The following is a 16620-nucleotide window of genomic DNA, read 5'->3' as shown; positions in this document are numbered from 1 at the left end:
CATCATGCTCTAATCAAACATCCGCCCTTGTCCGGCGCGCCGGGCCGGCGGCGGTGACATAGGGCGGCACGAAACGAGCATCCTCGCCGCGCACCGCCTCGCGCAGGAAATCGATGACGGCGCGCACGCGCGGCGCCTGTTTCAGGTCGCGATGACAGGTGATCCAGTAATGGCGCTTGAGGTCGATCTCCTCGGGCAGCACGCGCACGAGTTCGGGATAACGGCTGGCGAAGAAATAGGGCAGGATGCAGAGGCCGAGGCCGTTTCTCGTGGCGGTCAGCTGCGCGAAGATGCTGGAGCTCTGGAACTGCGGCTTGATGCGCGGGTGCACATCGCCCAGATAGTCCAAGCCCGGCGCAAAGATCATTTCCTCGATATAGCTGACGAAGGGATGCTCAAGCAGGTCTTCACGGCAGGTGATGGCAGGCGCCTTTGCCAGATAGTCGCGCGAGCCATAGATCTGCAGATGGTAGTCGGTCAGCTTCTCGGCGAAATACGGGCCGCCCTTCGGTTCATCGAGCACGACGGAGAGATCGGCCTCCTTGCGCGACAGCGACATGATCTGCTGGATCGTCACGAGTTCGAGCGCCAGATGCGGATGCTGGGCGGCGAACTGCGGCAGCACGGTCGCGAAGAAGAAATTGGCAAAACCCTCCGGCGCGCTGAGCCGCACGAGGCCGCGTTGCGCCATCGAGCCGTCGGCGAGGTCGGCTCGCAGCCGCTCGGTCTCCTGCTCCATCCTTTCGGCGGTCTCGACGAAGCGCGTGCCCATGGCAGTCAGCACGTAGCCGCGCGGATTGCGCTCGAACAGCTTGACCTTGAGGGTGAACTCCAGCCGGTCGATGCGGCGCGAGACGGTGGCATGGCTCGAGCGCATCTGGCGCGCTGCCGTCGACAGCTGTCCAGTGCGGGCGACGGCTAGAAAAAACTGCAGATCGTCCCAAGTAAACTGCGGTGGATTGTTCATCGCGATCCCCTCTGTTCAAAAACGAACAGATACTGTTTGGAATTAGTTGTAAATCACCCGTTGCCTCAGGGCGGAATTTCCGTGATCGTAAGGTGAGGGTCCGTCGTTCTGAGGAGTGCGGCTGGCCAAATTTGAACAGATCCGCAATCTGGCCAATCTCTGGGAGGAGATCATATGCGAAAGAATCTCATTGCATCAGTTGCATTTCTGCTTGCAAGCAGCACAGCGGTGCTCGCGCAGAGCGCGACCGACGGCAAGGTCAAGATCGGCATCCTGAACGACCAGTCGGGTGTCTATGCCGATTTTGGCGGCAAGTCCTCCGTCGAAGCTGCCAAGATGGCGGTCGAGGATTTCGGCGGCAAGGTCCTGGGTGTTCCAGTCGAGATCGTCGATGCCGACCACCAGAACAAGCCTGATATCGCCTCCAACATCGCTCGCCAGTGGTATGACACCGAGCAGGTGGATGCGATCATGGAACTGACGACCTCGTCGGTGGCGCTCGCCGTGCAGGCGATCGGCAAGGAAAAGAAGAAGATCGACATCGTCACCGGTGCGGCGACGACGGATCTCACCGGCAAGGCCTGCTCGCCCTACGGCTTCCATTGGGCCTATGACACACATGCACTGGCCGTCGGCACCGGCGGCGCACTCGTCAAGCAGGGCGGCGACAGCTGGTTCTTCCTCACCGCTGACTATGCCTTCGGCTATTCGCTGGAACAGCAGACCAGCGATTATGTCAAGGCAAGCGGCGGCAAGGTCGTCGGCGCTGTCCGCCATCCGCTCTCGACCCAGGATTTCTCGTCCTTCCTGCTGCAGGCGCAATCATCCGGCGCCAAGGTGATCGGCCTTGCCAATGCCGGCCTCGACACCTCGAATGCCATCAAGCAGGCGGCCGAATTCGGGATCACCCAGGGCGGCCAGCATCTGGCTGCGCTGCTCTTCACGCTCGCCGAAGTCCACGGCCTCGGCCTCGAAGCGGCTCAAGGGTTGACCCTGACGGAAGGTTTTTACTGGAATCGCGACGACGAAAGCCGCGCCTTCGCCAAGAAGTTCTTCGCTCGCACCGGCAAGATGCCGAACATGATCCACACCGGCACCTATTCGGCAGTGACGCAATATCTGAAGTCGGTGGAGAAGGCCGGCACCGACGAGACGGAAGCCGTCGCCAAGCAGCTGCATGAAATGCCGGTCGATGACGTCTTCGGCCGCGGCGGCACGGTCGGCGCCAATGGCCGCATGATCCATGACATGTACCTGCTGCAGGTCAAGAAGCCTTCCGAAAGCAAGGAGCCGTGGGATTACTTCAATGTGCTCGCCACCATTCCCGGCAAGGAAGCCTATATCGATCCCGCCAAGAGCGGCTGCGATCTGGTGAAGTAAGCACGATGGCGGTTTCCGCAATTGAAACTCAGGAAAAGCCGCGGGTGGTATTGTCCGCCCGCGGACTGCGTCGCGATTTCGGCGGCTTCACCGCCGTCAAGAACGTCGATCTCGATGTGCATGACGCAAGCGTGCATGCACTGATCGGCCCGAACGGCGCCGGCAAGACGACAGTCTTCAACCTGCTGACCAAGTTCCTGCAGCCGACGGCGGGCACGATCACCCTGATGGGCGTTGACATCACGAAGACGCCGCCCGACAAGGTGGCGCGCATGGGACTGGTGCGCTCTTTCCAGATCTCCGCGGTCTTCCCGCACCTGAGCGTTCTCGACAATGTGCGTGTGGCGCTGCAGCGGCCGAACAATCTTTCCACGCAGTTCTGGCGGCCGCTCTCGGCGCTCGACCGGCTGAACGAGCGCGCCGAGCAACTGCTGGCCAGCGTCGGGCTTTCCAAGGAGCGCGATCATATCGCCGCCGATCTTTCCTATGGCCGCAAGCGCGTGCTGGAGATCGCCACCACACTGGCGCTGGATCCGAAGGTGCTCCTACTGGACGAACCGATGGCCGGCATGGGGCTGGAGGATGTCGGCGTCGTCTCATCGATCATCCGCGAGGTCGCCCGCGAGCGGGCGGTGCTGATGGTCGAGCACAATCTCTCCGTCGTCGCCAATATCTGCCAGCATGTCACGGTGCTGCAGCGTGGCGAGATCCTCGCCGAGGGCGATTATGCCACCGTCAGCCAGGACGAGCGCGTACGCGTGGCCTATATGGGTACGGAGGAGCATTGATGGCCGCTCTCCTCGAGGTCCAGGGGCTCAATGCCTGGTACGGCGAAAGCCATGTCCTGCACGGCGTCGATATGCGCGTCGGTGAAGGCGAGACGATCACCATTCTCGGCCGCAATGGCGTCGGCAAGACGACGACGCTACGCACCATCACCGGCATCGTGCGGTCCCGGAAGGGCAAGATCAGCTTTGCCGGCAGCGACATGATGCAGGTGCCGCTGCACAAGACGGCGCATCGTGGCATCGGCTTCGTCCCGGAGGAGCGCGGCATCTTCTCGACGCTCACGGTTTCGGAAAACCTGCTGCTGCCGCCGGTCGTGGCAGGAGGTGGGATGACTCTCGACGAGATCTACGAGCTCTTCCCCAATCTCTACGAGCGCCGCGGTAGCCCGGGCATCAAGCTTTCCGGCGGCGAGCAGCAGATGCTGGCGATCGCCCGAATCCTGCGCACCGGCGTCAGGCTGCTCATTCTCGACGAACCGACGGAAGGGCTTGCCCCCGTGATCGTCCAGCGCATCGGCGAGGTGCTGAAGACACTGAAGGAGCGCGGCATGACAATCCTGCTCGTCGAGCAGAATTTCCGTTTCGCCAGCCGTATTGCCGATCGCTTCTATCTGATGGATCATGGGCAGATGGTGTCGGAATTCCCGGTCGGTGAACTGCCGCAGCGCATGGATACGCTGCACAAAGTTCTGGGAGTGTGACCAGATGACGATGATCTTCGGCATTCCCCTGCAGGCGCTGTTCGGCCAGCTGCTGATCGGCCTGATCAACGGTTCGTTCTATGCGCTGCTCAGCCTCGGCCTCGCCATCATCTTCGGCCTGCTCCGGGTGATCAACTTCGCCCATGGCGCGCAATATATGCTCGGCGCCTTCGTCGCCTACCTGCTGCTGACCTATGCCGGCATCGGCTACTGGCCGACGCTGATCCTGGCGCCCGTGATCGTCGGCCTTGCCGGCGCTATCATCGAGCGGCTGTTCCTGCGCCGGCTCTACGATCTCGATCCGCTCTACGGCCTGCTCTTCACCTTCGGCCTGGCGCTCGCGGTCGAGGGCACCTTCCGCTATCTCTACGGCTCTTCCGGCCAGCCCTATGCGACGCCGGCTGCGCTTGCCGGCGGCGCCAACCTCGGCTTCATGTTCCTGCCGATCTATCGCGGCTGGGTGGTCGTCGTGTCGCTCGTCGTCTGCCTCGGCACCTGGCTGCTGATCGAGAAGACCAAGCTCGGCGCTTATCTGCGCGCTGCCACGGAAAACGCCGTGCTGGTGCAGGTCTTCGGCGTCAACGTGCCGGTGCTCTTGACGCTCACTTACGCGCTCGGGGCGGGTCTCGCCGCCTTTGCCGGTGTGCTGGCGGCGCCGATCTACCAGGTCTCGCCGCTGATGGGCTCGAACATGATCATCGTCGTCTTCGCCGTGGTCGTCGTCGGCGGCATGGGATCGATCATGGGCGCGATCATCACCGGTTATGTGCTCGGCATCGCCGAGGGCCTGACCAAGGTCTTCTATCCCGAGGCTTCCAACATCGTGATCTTCGTCATCATGGCGATCGTGCTTCTTATCAGGCCCGCGGGCCTCTTCGGACGGGATGCGTGACATGGCTGACATCACCGAAACCATCCAAACGGAAAAAAGCCGAACCGCCCTTTCGGTGCAGGCGGGTTTTCTGCTGGCGGGGCTGCTGCTCCTGCTGCTGGCGCCGTTTTTCTTCTATCCAATCTTCCTGATGAAGCTGCTCTGCTTCGCGCTCTTTGCCTGCGCCTTCAACCTGCTGCTCGGCTATACCGGCTTGCTTTCCTTCGGCCATGCCACCTTCTTCGGTGGAGCGGCCTATTTCACCGCCTACACGGTGAAGGCATGGGGCCTGCCGCCGGAACTCGGCATCCTGATTGGGGTGGTGGGCGCGGCGTTTCTCGGCCTCGTCATGGGTTTCTTCGCCATCCGCCGTCAGGGCATCTATTTCGCGATGATCACGCTGGCGCTGTCGCAGATGTTCTTCTTCTTCTGCCTGCAGGCGGAGTTCACCGAAGGCGAGGACGGCATCCAGTCGGTGCCGCGCGGCCATCTCTTCGGCTTTATCGATCTGAACAGCTCGACCAACATGTATTATTTCGTGCTGGCTGTTTTCATCATCGGCGTGCTGATCATCTGGCGCTTCATCAATTCGCCCTTCGGCATGATCCTGAAATCGATCCGCGAAAATGAGCAGCGGGCAATCTCGCTCGGTTATTCCGTAGCCCGCTACAAGCTCGGCGCTTTCGTCATGTCGGCCGCGCTTGCCGGGCTCGCGGGTGCTGTGAAATCGATCGTTTTCCAGTTTGCGACGCTGACCGACGTCGCCTGGCAGATGTCGGGCGAAGTGATCCTGATGACGCTGCTCGGCGGCATCGGCACGCTGATCGGCCCGCTCTTCGGAGCCGGGCTGGTGGTGGCGCTGGAAAACTACCTCGCCACCTCGGAATTCCCGGTGACGATCATCACCGGCATCGTCTTCATGGTCTGCGTGCTGATCTTCCGCCGGGGCATCATCGGCGAATTCTACGCCTCGCGGCTGGGGCGGAAACTGGGCTTCGTCTATCGCCGCTGAACGGGCGGACCTCTCTCTTTCCGGAAAGAATCCCTCTTTCCCGGGAAAAGAGACGGGCGGCGGCGCTGCGACTCTTCCTCTCCCCGTGCTGCGGGGAGAGGGAAGCGGCAAGCATCTGGAGTCTCGTGCGGGGCATGGATCGTTACGACTACATCATCATCGGGGCAGGCAGCGCCGGCTGCGTGCTTGCCAACCGGCTGTCCGCCGATGGCAGGAGCCGCGTGCTGCTGCTCGAGGCTGGCGGCAGCGACAATTATCACTGGATCCATATTCCGGTCGGTTATCTCTATTGCATCAACAATCCGCGCACCGACTGGTGCTTCACCACAGCGCCGGAAGCGGGATTGAACGGCCGGGCGTTGAGCTATCCGCGCGGCAAGGTGCTTGGCGGCTGTTCGTCGATCAACGGCATGATCTACATGCGCGGCCAGGCGCGCGATTACGACCTCTGGCGGCAGATGGGCTGCACCGGCTGGGGTTGGGACGATGTTCTGCCCTTCTTCCGCAAGTCCGAGGATTTTTATCGCGGCGAAGACGAGATGCATGGTGCCGGCGGCGAATGGCGCATTGAGAAGGCGCGTGTGCGCTGGGCCGTGCTCGATGCCTTTCAGCAGGCGGCCAGGGAAGCAGGCATCCCTGAGACCGCGGATTTCAACCGCGGCAGCAACGAAGGTTCCGGCTATTTCGACGTCAACCAGCGTTCCGGCATTCGCTGGAACACCTCGAAGGCCTTCCTGCGCCCGGCGATGAAGCGCTCCAACCTGACCGTCCTGACCAAAGCGCAGGTCCGGCGGCTGCTGGTGGAGGAGGGCGCCGTTGCCGGCGTCGAATTCCAGCATGGTGGCGTGGCGAAACGCGCCTATGCTGCGAAAGAAACCGTCCTTTCGGCCGGTTCGATCGGCTCGCCGCATATCCTGGAACTGTCAGGCATCGGCAGGGGCGAGGTTCTCCAGCGGGCGGGTGTCGATGTCGTCACCGAGGTGAAGGGTGTCGGCGAGAACCTGCAGGACCATCTGCAGCTGCGTCTGGCCTATAAGGTCACAGGCGTTCCGACGCTGAACGAGAAGGCGACGAAGCTGATCGGCAAGGCGGCGATCGGGCTCGAATATCTCGTCCGCCGCTCCGGGCCGATGGCAATGGCGCCGAGCCAGCTCGGCATCTTCACCCGCTCAGGCCCGGACCGGGAAACGCCTGATCTGCAATATCACGTGCAACCGGTATCGCTGGAGAAGTTCGGCGATCCCGTCCATCCTTTCCCGGCGATCACGGCGAGCGTCTGCAATCTCAGGCCGGAAAGCCGGGGTTCGGTGCACCTGTCGAGCCCGGATTTTGCCGCCCAGCCGACGATCAGCCCGAAATACCTCTCGACGCAGCGCGATCGTGACATAGCTGTCCGTTCAATACGATTGACGCGCAAGATCGTCGCGCAGCCTTCCTTTGCCCGTTTCAAGCCGGAGGAATTCAAGCCGGGACCCGCCTATCAGACGGAGGCCGATCTGGAGCGGGTGGCGGGCGATATCGGCACGACGATCTTCCATCCCGTCGGCACCTGCCGCATGGGCGCCGACAGGGACAGCGTCGTCGATCCCAGGCTGAGATTCCGGGCGCTCGGCAAGCTGAGGATCGCCGACGCCTCGGTGATGCCGTTGATCACCTCGGGCAACACCAATTCGCCGACGATCATGATCGCCGAAAAGGCGGCAGCAATGATCCTCGAAGACAATCGATAGGAGAAGACCATGGCAAGGATCGCATTCATCGGGCTTGGCAATATGGGCGGGCCGATGGCGGCCAATCTGGTCAAATCAGGTCATGAAGTCTTTGGCTTCGATCTTGCGGCTTCGGTGCTGAAGGCGGCCGAGGAGAGCGGCGTCAAACCGGCAAGTCATGCCAGCCAGGCGGTCAAGGACGCGGAGATCATCATTACCATGCTGCCGCAGGGCAGGCACGTGCTGACGGCCTGGACCGATATCCTGCAGTCGGCCGCGCAAGGCACGCTGGTCATCGATTGTTCGACCATCGATGTCGACAGCAGCCGCAAGGCGCATGAGATGGCCAAGGCCGCGAGCTGCCTGTCGCTCGACGCCCCCGTCTCCGGCGGCACGGGCGGGGCAACCGCGGGCACGCTGACCTTCATGGCCGGCGGCTCGGAAGAGGCCTTCGCCAAGGCAAAACCGATCCTCGAGGCGATGGGAAAGAAGATCGTCCATTGCGGCGAGGCCGGCGCCGGCCAGGCGGCGAAGATCTGCAACAACATGATCCTCGGCATTTCGATGATCGGCGTCTGCGAGGCCTTCGTACTCGCCGAGAAACTTGGGCTCTCGCATCAGGCGCTGTTCGACGTTGCCTCGACCTCGTCGGGCCAGTGCTGGTCGATCAATACCTATTGCCCGGTGCCCGGACCAGTGCCGACTTCGCCTGCGAATAATGACTACAGGCCGGGCTTTGCCGCAGCCCTGATGCTGAAGGATCTCAGGCTTTCGCAGGAGGCGGCGCTGGCGAGTGGCGCGTCCACGCCGCTCGGCGCGGAAGCAGCGCAGCTTTTCGCGCTCTTCGAGAAGCAGGGTAATGGCGGAAGGGACTTTTCCGCCATCATCGAGATGTTCCGCGAGAAGGCTTAAGCGCCACGGGGTCAAGTCAACCCTTCGATACCGAGAAGCTGAGCCTGCTATTGCCGAGTTCGATGTCGATCTCGCCGGGTTCGGTCAGTTCGATCGCGCCGCTCAACGTGCCTGTGGTGATGAGCGCACCCGTCTTCAGCGATGTCTCGGGGCGCAAGCCATCATTGGCGTAATCGACGAGCCAGGTGAGAACGTCGCCCTTCGGATGCTGTGCCGGACCATCATAGATCGTGCGGCCGGCATGAGTGACCTTGAGCGGCGTTCCCCCGACGGTGTCGACAACGCTTTTTTCGAGCTTCGGACCGAGCACATAGCCGCTATTGCCGAGGCGGTCGGCGACGAACAGTAGAAAGGAAACGCTGCCGCTTTCCCTAACCGCGCTCACCAGCAGCTCGGCGCCGAGATGGACAGCGGAGATCGCCTTGACCACGTCGGCGCGGCTGTAGGGAACGCCTGTGCGGACCGGCAGATCACTGCCGAGACGGACGGCGATCTCGGTTTCGAATTTCAGGCCCGGATACCAGGGAATGTCAGCGCCCGAGACGGCTTCGGCATAGGGATGCAGCGGAGCGGTGACCGCCTGGCCCTGCGGCGAGACCGTCACCTTCCAGGCGTTGCTTGAAATACTGTCTGCAGCGGTGAGCAACTTCTGCGCCTCCATCGCCTGATGGAGATCGGCTGGCAGCGGGAAAGTGTCCGTTGCCTCCTGCCTGCCGGCCTGGCGCAGGCTGTGAAGCGTGGCTGCAACCGTGCGCGGATCGAATGTCTCTGTCATGCTATCTCCTCGACCTGATTTTCGAGGTGCCACACTAGAGCATGATGCCGAAAAGTGTGAGCGGTTTTCGGACGACATCATGCTCTAACTATATAATGTAGAACAGGATTCAGATTTTAGGCCGACCCGGCCTAAAATCATCCTGTTCTAGCGAGAAGGCAGGGACGAACAAGGCCGCTTTTGGAAAGACTCCTATTCCATCGCCGCGTACCAGCGGGTGCGATAGGCGGCCAGCCCCGGGATATCAGTCGGCGGAACATGCGTCTCGGCACCCGACACCGGCCGGATGCCGGTGAGAAGAGCGGCCCCCTGGCTGGTGCCGGTTGTGCCAGGAAGGGCCATGACCTCGCGGCCGGTTAGGGCGGCCAGCAGCGTGAGATAGGTCCCATTCAGGGCAAATGGGCCTTCGACGATAACAGGGCCTTTGGCGCCGATCAGTCCGAGGCAGGCATCGGTCATCAAGGCGAGATAGAGGCAGGCAGCGGCAGAGCGCTCCTCGCGGCTTGCCTCTTCAGCACCGATCCAGCGGCTTACCTTTCCGGGAAAAGGCCCGGAACCCGGCGCGATATTCGGCAGGAGCATCATGCCTTTGTCGATGACCGGGCCGATTGCCGCCTCGACGGCTTTTTCGTCGATAGGGCCGATCTCGGCAGAAAGAATTTCGAATTCCCGCCCGCCCATGAAACGCGAGGAGGGGACGGCCCGGCCATAGGCATCGACATTGGCGAGCGCATCGCGTTTCGGGTCGAGATGATCGAGATCGCCGCCGACGCCGAAATTGATGACCCATGTGCCGGTGGAGACGACCGCAAAGGGCGCTTCGCGACGCACCAGATGCGGCAGCAGCGAGGCATTGGAATCGTGAATGCCGCAATAGACCGGCACGGGTGCGGTAAGGCCGAGCTCTGCGGCGATGTCGGGAAGAACCGGGCCAAGCGCATCGAAGGCGGATCGGATCGGCGCCATGAGGTCGCGAATGCCAAGCCTGTCGACGAGCGAGGAATAGCTGCCGGCCCTCGGGTTCCAGAGGTCGGTATGACAGCCGAGCGAGGTCAGCTCATTGGCGGCAACACCCGTCAGCCGCGCCGTCCAATATTGCGCATATGTGAGGATGGTCGCAACCTCGGCGAATTCCTCGGGAAAGGCGGTCTTCTGGTAGTGCAGCTGCGCGCCGACGTTGAGGCCCATCGCGAGGTGCGGCGAGAAGGTTTCGTCGAAGGAGGGGCGCAGCCGCGTATAGGCGTCGCGGATTTCCTGCGGATATTCATGTTCATAGTCGATGACAGGCATGGCAAGCGTGCCGTCCCGGGCAAGGAGTGCTGCGGAGGCGCCATGGGTGGTGATCGAAATGGCGTCGAAGCCGGGCTCGCGCGCAAGGCTCTTCAGCGCATCGCGCGCAAAGGACCAGAGGGCCTCTACGTCGTAATGCGGATAGAGACCGGTTTTGATCGCGATATTCGGCCGTTTCAGGACGGCGACCTCGGCGCCCGTCTCGCTGTCGAGCACGACCACCTTGGCATTGGTCTTGCCGATGTCGAGGACGGCGATGCGGCGATAAGAGGTGGCGTTCATGGCATATGGAAGACGGTGACCAGGTCGCTCTGGACCGGCGAATTATCGGGATTGGTCGCCATGATATCGGCCATGTGCGCCCACCATTTTTTCATGACCGGATGGTCCGGCAGGCTTGCCATCGTATGGTCGGCGGGCCGCGTCAACACGCCGAACAGCGTGTTGGTCTCGCGGTCGAGATGAATGGAATAGTCGCTGGCGCCTGACTTGTGCAGGAGATCGACCAGTTCCGGCCAGATCTCGTCATGCCGCTTGCGGTATTCGGCTTCCATGCCCGGATTGAGCTGCATTTTGAAGGCGTGTTTTTCTAAAGTCATCGGGAGCTCATGACCTTGATGCGGCGGGCGATGATCGGGATGGCGATGGTGATGATCAGAAGCAGGCCGATGAAGATCGACATGACGATGCCTGGCACGTTCAGCAGGCCGAGGCCGAAGGTGACGAGACCCATGACGAAGGCGGCGATGACGACGCCGACGATGGTGCCGGAGCCGCCGAGGATCGAGATGCCGCCGAGCACGACCATGGTGACGACCTCAAGTTCCCAGCCCTGGGCGATTGACGGCCGGGTCGAGCCGAGGCGTGAGGTCAAGCAGACGGCGGCAACGCCGCTCATGACGCCGGTCAACAGGAAGAGGATGAATTTGACGCGCTCGACCGGAATGCCGGAGAAGCGGGCGGCGAAGTCGTTGTTGCCGATCGCATAGACCTGCCGGCCGAAATTCGTCGCATGCAGGAGGATGGCGAAGAGGATCGCCAGCACGATGAAGAGCACGAATTCGAAGGAGAATACCCAGACGACATAGCCCTGGCCGAAATAGGCGAAATCAGCCGGGTATTTGCCATAGGCCTGATCACCGAGGACGATATAGGAAATGCCGCGGAAAAGGCTCATCGTGCCGATGGTGACGACGATCGACGGCAGTTTCAGCACCGAGACCAGAACGCCGTTGAAGATGCCGCAGGCAAGGCCGGTGCCGATGCCGATCGCGACCAGGCCCGGTGTGCCGATGCCGACCTGCGCTGCCGCGCCCATTGCCGTCGAGGCGAGCGCGATGATCGCAGCGACCGAGAGGTCGATCTCGCCTGATATGACGAGCAGCGCCATGGCAAAGGCGATCATTGCCTTTTCGGTGAAGTTAAAGGTGGCGTCCGAGAGATTCCAGGCATCGAGGAAATAGGGCGAGGCGAGCGAATTGAAGATGAAGATCAGCACGGCGACGGCAAAGAGCAGCACTTCCCAGCTCGCGAGGATGCGGCGGAAGGGTGTGCCGAGGCGGTCGGGAATGACCCGCTTTTCGTGTGTGGACACGGTGCTCATGCTGCGGCCTCCGTTCTGATCTCGGCCGCGGCGCGGTCGCGCAGGATGATGCGGCCGCGGTTGCGCTCGCGCCTGGCGTTGAAGGCGACGGCGAGAATGATGACGGTTCCGGAGATCGCCATCTGCGTGAAGGGTGAAATGCCGATCACCGGCAATGCATTCTTGATGACGCCGAGGAAGAGCGCGCCGAGCACGGTGCCGGCGACCGAGCCGACGCCGCCGGCAATCGAGATGCCGCCGATAACGCAGGCCGCGACGCTGTCGAGCTCGAAGCCGTTGGCGATATCGACATAGGCAACAGCATAACGCGACACCCAGAGATAACTCGCAAGACCGGCCAGCGCGCCCGACAGAACGAAGGCCAGGAATTTCGTCCAGCCCGTATCGATGCCGGCATAGACGGCCGCGGTCGGATTGCCGCCGGTGGCATAGGCCGAGCGGCCGAACTGGGTGTATCGGAGCAGGACATACATCAGCAGCACGATAACGATCCCCACCCAGCCGAGAACGGGCAGGCCGAGGATCGGCGTGCGCGGCACCGACAGGAAGATCGGCGTCATCTGGTGGGCGTTGACCCACGCCCCGCCCGACAGTACGAAGGCCATGCCGCGATAGATGGTGAGCGTGCCGAGTGTCACGACGATCGGCGGAATTTCGAGCGCCCAGACGAGAAGGCCGTTGATGGCGCCGAGGCAGGCGCCGATGACGATCGCGGCAAGGATGAGCACGACGAGCGGCAGATCGGGATAGGCGGCATTCATCATCGCGATCGCCATGCCGGTGAAGGCGAGATTGGCGGCAACCGACAGGTCGATCGATTTCGTCAGGATGACCGTCATCTGCGCGAGCGCCAGGATGATCAGGATGGAGGTATCGTTGAAAATGCCGGCGAGATTCTCCGGCGTTGCGAAATCGGCAGCGCGCGTCGAAAAGATCGCGATCATCACGACGATGATGAGGAACAGCAGGGTTTCGCGTTTTCTGATCAGTCTTGCCATGCTCTTACCTTATGAATTGCTGGGCCTTATGCATTGCGGGCCTCATGCATTGCCGGTGGCGGCGCGCACCAGCGCTTCCGGCGACAGGTCGGCGCGGTCGAAAATTCCGGCGGCGAGACCTTCCTTCATCACCAGGACGCGATCCGACATGCCGATGATTTCGGGCAGTTCGGACGAGACCATGATGATCGACAGGCCCTCGGCGGCGAGTTCGCTGATGAAGCCGTGCACGGCCGCCTTCGAACCGATGTCGATGCCCTTTGTGGGTTCATCGAGGATGATGACCTTCGGCGCCGTCGCCAGCCATTTGCCGATGACGACCTTCTGCTGGTTGCCGCCGGAGAGCGTGCCGACCGGGACGGAAAGGGCAGCGGCGCGTAAGTCCAGCCGCTCGGCATATTTGCGGGCGAGCGCGAATTCGTTGGCCGCCCTGAGGAAGCCCCGGCGCGAGGTGCGGGCGAGCGAGGGCAGCGTCATGTTCTGGAAGATCGGCATCGGCAGCGCCAGCCCGTGGCGGCCACGTTCCTCCGGCACATAGACGATGCCGGCCCGGATCGCATCCTGCGGCGAATGGATGGTGATCTCGCGGCCTTCGAGCATCATGGTGCCCGAGAGCGGCCTGGTGATGCCGAAGAGCGATTGGGACAGTTCCGAACGGCCGGCGCCGATCAGCCCGTAAATGCCGAGAATTTCGCCCTGGCGCAGGGTGAAGGAGATGTCGCGGAATTCGGTGCGGTGGCTATAGTTGCGGATCTCGAGCACCGGGCCGCCGATGGCGACATCGACCTTCGGAAAGGCATTCTCGACGTCGCGACCGACCATCATGCGGACGATCTCGTCCTGCGGCGTTTCCTTGAGCCGGCCCTGGCCGACGGCGCGGCCGTCGCGGAAGACGACGAAATCGTCGGCGATCTCGTACACCTCGTCGAACTTGTGGCTGATGAAGAGGATCGCCTTGCCCTTTTCCTTCAGGCCCCGGACGATGCGGAAGAGATCGTCGATCTCCTTGCGGGAAAGGGCTGCCGTCGGTTCGTCCATGATGACGATGCGGGCCTCGATCGACAGAGCGCGCGCAATCGCCACCAGATGGCGCTGCGCGATCGAGAGGTCCTTCAGCCGGATCGTCGGATCGATATTGCTTTCGAGCGCGGTCAGCAGCGCCTTCGCGCGGCTGTTCATCGCCTGCCAGTCGATGGTGCGCAAACGCGTGCGCGGCGCATGGCCGAGGAAAATGTTTTCGGCAACCGTCAGCTCGTCGAACAGCACGGTTTCCTGATGGATGGCGGTAACGCCGGCATCGATTGCGGCCTGGGCGCTGGCAAAGGTCACCGGCTGGCCATCGACGAGGATCTCGCCTTCATTCGGCCTGTAGATGCCGGTCAGGATCTTGACCAGCGTCGATTTGCCGGCGCCGTTTTCGCCGATCAGCGCGGTCACCGTGCCCGGATGCAGCGCGATGCTGACATTGTCGAGCGCCTTCACGCCCGGGAAGATCTGGGAGATGCCGCGCATTTCCAGAATGGCGGGCGCATCACCGGTTTTGCTGTCCGTGGCGGTTTGTTGAAAGGCAGCGTTCATCGAGCTTCTACCAGTGTCGAATGAGAATCCCGGCGGCCATCAGACCGCCGGGCTTTTATGCGTCGGCTTGGATCAGAAGACCTTGGAGAACTGGTCGATGTTCGTAGCGTTGTAGACGAAGGGATCGGCCATGGCGGCTTCGCCGTTGTCGCCGACCTTGATCTTGCCCATGCGGCCGGCCTCGATCTCGCTGCCCGGCTTGCCGTCGGTCTCGCCCTTGACGAGGCGATAGGCGATCTGCGTTGCGGAGTAGCCGAGATCGATCGGGTTCCAGATGGCGAATTCCTTCGTCGCGCCCGACTTGATCGCGCCGGCCATTTCGGACGGCAGGCCAAGACCGGTGACGTAGACCTTGCCGACAAGGCCCTTGTCTTCGACGACCTTCGACGCGGCGAGAACGCCGACCGTCGTCGGAGCGACGATGACCTTGATGTTCGGGTTCGCCTTCAGCAGGCCCTCGGCTTCACGGTAGGACTTGTCCGAGAGGTCGTCGCCATAGACCGTGGTGACGAGGTTGAGGCCCGGGAAATCCTTGAGCTGCTTCTTCATCTGGTCGATCCAGATGTTCTGGTTGGTCGAGGTGGTCGTTGCCGACAGGATCGCGAAGTCACCCTTGCCGCCGTCGAGATGGTCCTTGACGAGGGTCAGGCACATTTTGCCGATCAACTCGTTGGACGACGGGTTGAGCTGAAGGATACGGCCTTCAGGCGCGACGCCGGAATCCCAGGAGATGACCTTGATGCCGCGCTGTGTAGCCTTCTTCAGCGCCGGAACGAGCGCGTCGGGATCGTTGGCCGAAACGGCGATGGCGCTGACGCCCTGGGCGATCAGCGAGTTGATGACTTCGATCTGGCCTTCGGCCGTCGTCGTCGTCGGACCCGTATAGATGACCTCGACGCCGCCGAGTTCCTTGGCCGCTTCCTGCGCGCCCTTGTTGGCAGCATCGAAGAAGCCGTTGCCGAGCGACTTGACGACGAGACCGATCTTGATGTCGGCGGCACTTGCCGTGCCGGCCATCATGGCGACGGCAAATGCCACGCCGATTGCGAGTTTCTTTGCGAGTTTCATGCTTTCATCCTCCCACTTGATTGACACTCTTCACACCTGGCCGGCGCCTTATGCGACCGACGAGGAATCCTCCTTGATTGCCTGGGCGACCGGGCTCGCGACAATGAGCCTGATGCCGGCATTCTCGATCATCCTGACGGCTTCCTCTGGAATGCCGTCATCGGTGATGATCGTAGACACACGCTCGAGCGGGCACAGAATGAGGCTCGAGCGGCGATGGAACTTGCTGGAATCGGCCATGACGACCAGTTCGTCGGCCTGATGCATCAGCTTCTGCTCGCTCTGGATGATCAGCGCGTCGGCTTCCATGATGCCGAGCGGGCCGACGCCCTGCGCACCGATGAAGAAACGGCGGGCGTAGAAATTGCGGATCGCGTCGTTGTCGAAGGGGGAGAGGATCAGGCTCTGCTCGCGATAGATCGCGCCGCCCGGCACCGTCACCGTGTTCTTCGAATGCTTGACCAGATGTTCGGCAATCGCGAAGGAATTGGTCATCACCTGCAGGCGGTGGGCCGCCATGAAATGCACCATCTGGAAGGTGGTCGTGCCACCGTTGATGATGATCGCGTCGCCGGGATCGCAAAGCTCGACTGCCTGGCGGGCGATTGCGCGTTTCTTGTCGATATTGACCGATTCCGACACCCGGAAGGGACGCCCGGCGAGATTGCCGAGCTGCGGCGGATGCACCGCCTCGGCGCCGCCGCGCACGCGCCGGATCTTGCCCTGAACATGAAGAGCCGCGATGTCGCGCCGGATCGTCGCCTCGGAAGCCTCGGTCAGTTCGGAAATATCCTGAACCGTCACGACGGACTTTTCCTGAACGGCGCTCAGAATGATGCGATGGCGTTCGCGTTCGTGCATGGGGCTCCTCCTTTAATCGTTTATTTCGCACATATGACAATGTGTCAATCAAAAACGATCATAAATTTTCATATTGCGCTGCACAATAATCGAATTTGATCGTTTTC

At 62.0% G+C, this 16620-nt stretch carries 16 protein-coding genes; 7 read left to right on the top strand and 9 right to left on the bottom strand.

Annotated features, from left to right (window positions below):
* Positions 1–13: 13 nt before the first annotated feature.
* Positions 14–967, bottom strand: coding sequence for a LysR family transcriptional regulator (locus AC1D2N_RS14965; RefSeq protein WP_018246519.1), 954 nt, complete (start codon positions 965–967; stop codon positions 14–16).
* Positions 968–1141: 174 nt separating this feature from the next.
* Between AC1D2N_RS14965 and AC1D2N_RS14960 the strand changes: the two genes are divergently transcribed.
* The 7 genes from AC1D2N_RS14960 to mmsB all read left to right on the top strand — a co-directional run bounded on the left by AC1D2N_RS14960 (position 1142) and on the right by mmsB (position 8340).
* A complete protein-coding gene (locus AC1D2N_RS14960; protein WP_130653930.1) occupies positions 1142–2347 on the top strand; it encodes an ABC transporter substrate-binding protein in 1206 nt (401 codons plus the stop codon).
* A gap of 5 nt (positions 2348–2352) precedes the next feature.
* Positions 2353–3135 (top strand): ABC transporter ATP-binding protein, encoded by a 783-nt coding sequence (locus tag AC1D2N_RS14955; protein ID WP_018246521.1) that lies wholly within the window; start codon positions 2353–2355, stop codon positions 3133–3135.
* Positions 3135–3836, top strand: a complete 702-nt coding sequence (locus AC1D2N_RS14950; protein ID WP_130653929.1) for an ABC transporter ATP-binding protein — start codon at positions 3135–3137, stop codon at positions 3834–3836. Before AC1D2N_RS14955 ends, AC1D2N_RS14950 begins: the two co-directional genes overlap by 1 nt.
* 4 nt (positions 3837–3840) lie before the next feature.
* Complete coding sequence (locus AC1D2N_RS14945; protein ID WP_018246523.1) at positions 3841–4728, top strand: branched-chain amino acid ABC transporter permease; 888 nt, start codon at positions 3841–3843, stop codon at positions 4726–4728.
* Between the two features lies 1 nt (position 4729).
* On the top strand, positions 4730–5719 hold the full coding sequence (locus AC1D2N_RS14940; protein ID WP_018246524.1) for a branched-chain amino acid ABC transporter permease: 990 nt from the start codon (positions 4730–4732) through the stop codon (positions 5717–5719).
* A 134-nt stretch (positions 5720–5853) separates the two neighbouring features.
* Positions 5854–7449 carry a GMC family oxidoreductase gene (locus AC1D2N_RS14935; protein WP_026188776.1) on the top strand — a complete coding sequence of 532 codons (1596 nt, stop codon included), beginning with the start codon at positions 5854–5856 and terminating at the stop codon, positions 7447–7449.
* 9 nt (positions 7450–7458) lie between these two features.
* Positions 7459–8340: a 3-hydroxyisobutyrate dehydrogenase gene (gene mmsB / locus AC1D2N_RS14930; RefSeq protein ID WP_018246526.1), complete on the top strand. Its 882-nt coding sequence runs from the start codon at positions 7459–7461 to the stop codon at positions 8338–8340.
* A 16-nt stretch (positions 8341–8356) separates the two neighbouring features.
* Here mmsB and AC1D2N_RS14925 read toward each other — a convergent pair whose 3' ends face one another.
* From AC1D2N_RS14925 to AC1D2N_RS14890, 8 genes are all read right to left on the bottom strand, one after another.
* Positions 8357–9115 (bottom strand): fumarylacetoacetate hydrolase family protein, encoded by a 759-nt coding sequence (locus tag AC1D2N_RS14925; RefSeq protein WP_018246527.1) that lies wholly within the window; start codon positions 9113–9115, stop codon positions 8357–8359.
* A gap of 192 nt (positions 9116–9307) precedes the next feature.
* Entirely contained in the window at positions 9308–10687 is a 1380-nt protein-coding gene (locus AC1D2N_RS14920) for an FGGY-family carbohydrate kinase (protein WP_018246528.1), read from the bottom strand.
* Positions 10684–11004: an L-rhamnose mutarotase gene (gene rhaM, locus AC1D2N_RS14915; protein WP_018448546.1), complete on the bottom strand. Its 321-nt coding sequence runs from the start codon at positions 11002–11004 to the stop codon at positions 10684–10686. The genes AC1D2N_RS14920 and rhaM overlap by 4 nt, the downstream gene beginning before the upstream one ends.
* Positions 11001–12008: an ABC transporter permease gene (locus AC1D2N_RS14910; RefSeq protein ID WP_018246530.1), complete on the bottom strand. Its 1008-nt coding sequence runs from the start codon at positions 12006–12008 to the stop codon at positions 11001–11003. The genes rhaM and AC1D2N_RS14910 overlap by 4 nt, the downstream gene beginning before the upstream one ends.
* Complete coding sequence (locus AC1D2N_RS14905) at positions 12005–13006, bottom strand: ABC transporter permease (RefSeq protein ID WP_018448547.1); 1002 nt, start codon at positions 13004–13006, stop codon at positions 12005–12007. Before AC1D2N_RS14905 ends, AC1D2N_RS14910 begins: the two co-directional genes overlap by 4 nt.
* A 42-nt stretch (positions 13007–13048) precedes the next feature.
* Positions 13049–14584 carry a sugar ABC transporter ATP-binding protein gene (locus tag AC1D2N_RS14900; protein ID WP_115156777.1) on the bottom strand — a complete coding sequence of 512 codons (1536 nt, stop codon included), beginning with the start codon at positions 14582–14584 and terminating at the stop codon, positions 13049–13051.
* 72 nt (positions 14585–14656) lie between these two features.
* Positions 14657–15652 (bottom strand): rhamnose ABC transporter substrate-binding protein, encoded by a 996-nt coding sequence (rhaS, locus tag AC1D2N_RS14895; protein WP_018448549.1) that lies wholly within the window; start codon positions 15650–15652, stop codon positions 14657–14659.
* 48 nt (positions 15653–15700) lie between these two features.
* Entirely contained in the window at positions 15701–16513 is an 813-nt protein-coding gene (locus AC1D2N_RS14890) for a DeoR/GlpR family DNA-binding transcription regulator (protein ID WP_018246533.1), read from the bottom strand.
* Positions 16514–16620: the final 107 nt, after the last annotated feature.

Source organism: Rhizobium sp. P1_B8 (genome assembly GCF_056406515.1).
This window is presented reverse-complemented; position numbering and strand designations above follow the sequence as displayed.

Coding starts and splice junctions, on each gene's coding strand:
- AC1D2N_RS14910 (WP_018246530.1), bottom strand. CDS start 12,008: ATGAGCACCGTGTCCACACACGAAAAGCGGGTCATTCCCGACCGCCTC.
- AC1D2N_RS14965 (WP_018246519.1), bottom strand. CDS start 967: ATGAACAATCCACCGCAGTTTACTTGGGACGATCTGCAGTTTTTTCTA.
- AC1D2N_RS14900 (WP_115156777.1), bottom strand. CDS start 14,584: ATGAACGCTGCCTTTCAACAAACCGCCACGGACAGCAAAACCGGTGAT.
- AC1D2N_RS14940 (WP_018246524.1), top strand. CDS start 4,730: ATGGCTGACATCACCGAAACCATCCAAACGGAAAAAAGCCGAACCGCC.
- AC1D2N_RS14960 (WP_130653930.1), top strand. CDS start 1,142: ATGCGAAAGAATCTCATTGCATCAGTTGCATTTCTGCTTGCAAGCAGC.
- AC1D2N_RS14935 (WP_026188776.1), top strand. CDS start 5,854: ATGGATCGTTACGACTACATCATCATCGGGGCAGGCAGCGCCGGCTGC.
- AC1D2N_RS14920 (WP_018246528.1), bottom strand. CDS start 10,687: ATGAACGCCACCTCTTATCGCCGCATCGCCGTCCTCGACATCGGCAAG.
- AC1D2N_RS14955 (WP_018246521.1), top strand. CDS start 2,353: ATGGCGGTTTCCGCAATTGAAACTCAGGAAAAGCCGCGGGTGGTATTG.
- AC1D2N_RS14945 (WP_018246523.1), top strand. CDS start 3,841: ATGACGATGATCTTCGGCATTCCCCTGCAGGCGCTGTTCGGCCAGCTG.
- rhaM (WP_018448546.1), bottom strand. CDS start 11,004: ATGACTTTAGAAAAACACGCCTTCAAAATGCAGCTCAATCCGGGCATG.
- AC1D2N_RS14925 (WP_018246527.1), bottom strand. CDS start 9,115: ATGACAGAGACATTCGATCCGCGCACGGTTGCAGCCACGCTTCACAGC.
- AC1D2N_RS14950 (WP_130653929.1), top strand. CDS start 3,135: ATGGCCGCTCTCCTCGAGGTCCAGGGGCTCAATGCCTGGTACGGCGAA.
- AC1D2N_RS14905 (WP_018448547.1), bottom strand. CDS start 13,006: ATGGCAAGACTGATCAGAAAACGCGAAACCCTGCTGTTCCTCATCATC.
- rhaS (WP_018448549.1), bottom strand. CDS start 15,652: ATGAAACTCGCAAAGAAACTCGCAATCGGCGTGGCATTTGCCGTCGCC.
- mmsB (WP_018246526.1), top strand. CDS start 7,459: ATGGCAAGGATCGCATTCATCGGGCTTGGCAATATGGGCGGGCCGATG.
- AC1D2N_RS14890 (WP_018246533.1), bottom strand. CDS start 16,513: ATGCACGAACGCGAACGCCATCGCATCATTCTGAGCGCCGTTCAGGAA.